This window comes from Micromonospora sp. NPDC049060 (genome assembly GCF_040649055.1).
Taxonomy (GTDB): Bacteria; Actinomycetota; Actinomycetes; order Mycobacteriales; family Micromonosporaceae; genus Micromonospora; species Micromonospora reichwaldensis.
Genome location: NZ_JBEZEV010000114.1, coordinates 15,570 through 19,260 on the forward strand (window position 1 = coordinate 15,570; position 3,691 = coordinate 19,260).

Consider the following 3,691-nt stretch of genomic DNA (forward strand, 5'->3'; position numbering starts at 1 on the left):
CGCACGCCGCACGCCGCACCACCAGACCGCCGCACGCCGCACGCCGCACCACCAGACCGCCGCACGCCGCACGCCGCACCACCAGACCGCCGCACCATCGGACCGCCGGGCCACCGGACGCCAGGCCACCAAACGCCGGGCCACCGGACACCGGGCCGGAGCCGCTTCGGGGACGACGCCCGGCCATGCGCATCCGGCTTCGACCATCCCCGCGGCGGCTGCGGGCCGTCACCCACGCGATCCCGGCCCTCGATGCCGCCCGAACCACCCGCCCCCGGCCCGGCTGTCGCGACCCGCCCCTGGCCCCGCCATCGCGACCCGCCCGCCATCGGCCACCTCGGCGCTCCGTGCCGGTTCAAGTCGTCGGGGGCGGGTAGCAACCTCGGGGACGGCACGAGGAGGGACGACGGGACATGAAGGCACTGACCTGGCAGGGCAAGCGGGACGTACGGGTGGAGGAGGTGCCCGATCCGCGGATCGAGGAGCCGACCGACGCCGTCGTCCGGATCACCTCGACCGCGATCTGCGGCTCCGACCTGCACCTGTACGAGGTGCTCGGGCCGTACCTGAAGCCCGGCGACGTCCTCGGCCACGAGCCGATGGGCATCGTCGAGGAGGTGGGCGCGGGGGTGACCCGGCTCAAGCCGGGCGACCGGGTGGTGGTGCCGTTCAACATCTCCTGCGGCTCCTGCTGGATGTGCGACCGGCAGCTGTACGCGCAGTGCGAGACCACCCAGGTGACGGCCGAGGGCAAGGGCGCCGCGCTGTTCGGCTACACGTCGCTCTACGGCTCGGTGCCCGGTGGGCAGGCGGAGTACCTGCGGGTGCCGCACGCCCAGTTCGGCCCGATCAAGGTGCCCGACACCGGGCCCGACGAGCGCTGGCTCTACCTGTCCGACATCCTGCCGACCGCCTGGCAGGCGGTGAAGTACGCCGACACCCCGCCCGGCGGCACCCTCGCCGTCTTCGGGCTCGGGCCGGTCGGCCAGCTCTGCGCCCGCATCGGCCGGCACCTCGGCGCGGACCGGGTCATCGGGCTGGACCTGGTGCCGGAGCGGTTGGCGATGGCCCGCCGGCACGGCATCGAGGTGCTCGACGTCAGCCAACTGGACGACGTGCCCAGCGCGCTGATCGACCTCGTCGACGGGCGCGGCCCCGACGCCGTCATCGACGCGGTGGGCATGGAGGCCCATGGCGCGCCGCTCGGCAAGCTCGCCCAGACCGCCGCCGGGCTGCTGCCGGACAAGCTCGCGCAGACCATGACCGACAAGGCGGGCGTCGACCGGCTGGTCGTGCTCAAGGCCGCGCTCAAGGCCGTCCGGCGTGGCGGCACGGTCTCCATCTCCGGCGTCTACGGCGGCGAGGTCGACCCGATGCCCCTGATGGAAATGTTCGACCGGGGCGTCCAGCTGCGGATGGGGCAGTGCCACGTGCGCCGGTGGACCGACGAGATCATCCCGCTGCTCTCCGGCGACGACGACCCGCTGGGTGTGGAGGATCTGCGTACCCACCGGGTGCCGCTGGTGGAGGCGCCGCAGGCGTACGAGATGTTCCAGAAGAAGGAGGACGGCTGCGTCAAGGTCGTGCTCGCACCGTGACCCGGACGGTGGTCGTGACCGGCGCGACCAGCGGGATCGGCCGGGCGGCGGCCCGGGCCTTCGCGGCACGCGGGGACCGCCTCGTGCTCGCCGCCCGCTCCCCCGCCGCCCTCGCCGCGGTGCGCGACGAGTGCCGGGCCGCAGGCGCGCAGGTGCTCCAGGTGCCCACCGACATCACCACCGACGGCGCGCTGACGGCGCTCGCCGACGCGGCCCTCGACCGGTTCGGCGGCATCGACGTCTGGGTGCACACGGCGGCGGTGATGGCGTACGGCCGGTTCGAGGAGACCCCGGAGCGGGTCTTCGAGCAGGTGGTGCGCACCGACCTGCTCGCCGCCGCCGCGGTCGCCCGGGTGGCGCTGCGCCGCTTCTCGGCGGACGGCGGAGGAACGCTGATCCTCACCGGGTCGGTGCTCGGCCACATCACCGCGCCCTACATGAGCGGCTACGTGGCGAGCAAGTGGGGGTTGCAGGGGCTGACCCGCACCCTGCAACAGGAGGCCCGGGAGACCCCGGGGGTGCACGTCTGCATCGTCAACCCGGGCAGTGTGGACACCCCGGTCTACCAGCGGGCCGCGAACTACCTCGGCCGGGCCGGCCGGCCCCCGCCGCCCGTCACCACCCCGGAGCGGGTGGCGCGGGCCATCGTGGACTGCGCCGACCGGCCCCGCCGGGAGGTGTCGGTGGGCCGGGTCAACCTGGTCATGCGGGTCGGCTTCACCATGCTGCCGGGTGTCTACGACGCCCTCGTCGGGCCGTTGATGCGACTGCTCGGGCTGACCGACCGGCCGGTCGCACCGCACGACGGCACGGTGTTCGCGCCGGACCCGGCCGCCGCGTCGGTGCGCGGCGGCTGGCTGCCCGACCTCCAGCGGGTGGCGCGGGCCGTCGGGGAACTGCCCGGCCCGGTCGTGGCGGCCGTCCGGCGCCGGCTGCCGTGAGCGCCGCGCGGGATCACCGGCGTCGATCATTTCGCCTAGGGTGGTGGGCCGGCCCACCACGACGGGAGAGACGATTGACTATCCGGGTGAACCGCAGGACCGCGCTGGGACTGGGCACGGTGGCCACGGCGGGAACGGTGCTCGGCGCCGCCGCGCCGGCGTCCGCCGCCCCCGAGGTCGCCGAACCGGCTCCGGCGACGCCCGCGCAGGCCGCCCGCCGGGTGGCCGCGATCTACGAGCGGCAGACGGTGGCAGCGGGCGGCAACTGGCAGGCGTACGTCAGCGTCGCCGACCCGGCCGGCCCCCCGGTGGTGGCCGTGTCCGACGAGCCGGACCGGCGCATCGAGGCGTACAGCGTCAACAAGATCGCGGTCGCCGTGGCGGTGCTCGACAAGGTCGACCGGGGACTGCTGACGCTCGACCAGCGGGTCGAGGTGACCGAAGCGATCGTGGTGCCCGGCGGGGACGGCATGTTCAGCCTCGACGGGGCGTACCCGAGCTTCGTGACGCTCGGGCACGTGCTGGCCAACCTGCTGACCGTCTCCGACGACACGGCCGTACGGCTGTGCGGCCTGGTCTGCCCGGCCGCCGAGCTCAACGCGATCCTGCGCGGCAAGGGCTTCCCGAACACGCAGGTGCAGCCCGTCGCCAACCCCAACCGGTTCTTCCTCGGCACCAGCACCCCCCGGGAGACCCACGACCTGCTGCGCGCGCTGGTGGCCGGCACGCTGCTCTCGCCGGCCGGCACGGCGTTCGTGCTGCGGCTGCTGCGCGCCCCCGTCGCGTACACCGACGGGATCCGGCGGGTCATGTCCTCGACCGAGCGGGCCCGCGTCGCCACGAAGGCCGGCTGGTTCGCCGACGCCCGGCACGAGGCCGGCGTGATCTTCGACACGGCCGGCGCGCCCGTGCTGACGTACGCCCTCTTCGCCGACGGGCAGGCCGAGCCGGGCGACTACGGCGCGACGCACCCCGCCGTCGAGGCCCGCGCCCGGATGGGCCGGCGCTTCCTGGCCTCGGTGGACCGCCTCACCGGCACCGGCGTCACCCACCGGCCGACCGCCCAGCGGCCCAGCAACGGCGGCTGAGCCGCCCCGCGACGTGCGGGGCCCGCCGTCCCGGCGGGCCCCGCCGACCTTCCGCCGGTCCGCT

At 75.1% G+C, this 3,691-nt stretch carries 3 protein-coding genes; all 3 read left to right on the forward strand.

Going from position 1 to position 3,691, the window contains the following annotated elements:
• Positions 1 to 413: 413 nt before the first annotated feature.
• The 3 genes from AB0B83_RS27625 (at position 414) to AB0B83_RS27635 (ending at position 3,627) form a co-directional block, all read left to right on the forward strand.
• Positions 414 to 1,598 (forward strand): zinc-dependent alcohol dehydrogenase, encoded by a 1,185-nt coding sequence (locus AB0B83_RS27625; protein ID WP_357580612.1) that lies wholly within the window; start codon positions 414 to 416, stop codon positions 1,596 to 1,598.
• Positions 1,595 to 2,539, forward strand: coding sequence for an SDR family NAD(P)-dependent oxidoreductase (locus AB0B83_RS27630; protein WP_357580613.1), 945 nt, complete (start codon positions 1,595 to 1,597; stop codon positions 2,537 to 2,539). The genes AB0B83_RS27625 and AB0B83_RS27630 overlap by 4 nt, the downstream gene beginning before the upstream one ends.
• Positions 2,540 to 2,625: 86 nt before the next feature.
• The gene (locus AB0B83_RS27635; protein ID WP_357580614.1) at positions 2,626 to 3,627 is read left to right on the forward strand and encodes a serine hydrolase; all 1,002 of its coding nucleotides are present in this window, start codon (positions 2,626 to 2,628) and stop codon (positions 3,625 to 3,627) included.
• Positions 3,628 to 3,691 lie beyond the last annotated feature (64 nt).

Excerpts from the sequence above, each read along its gene's own strand:
- AB0B83_RS27625 (WP_357580612.1), top strand. The coding sequence starts at position 414 with ATGAAGGCACTGACCTGGCAGGGCAAGCGGGACGTACGGGTGGAGGAG.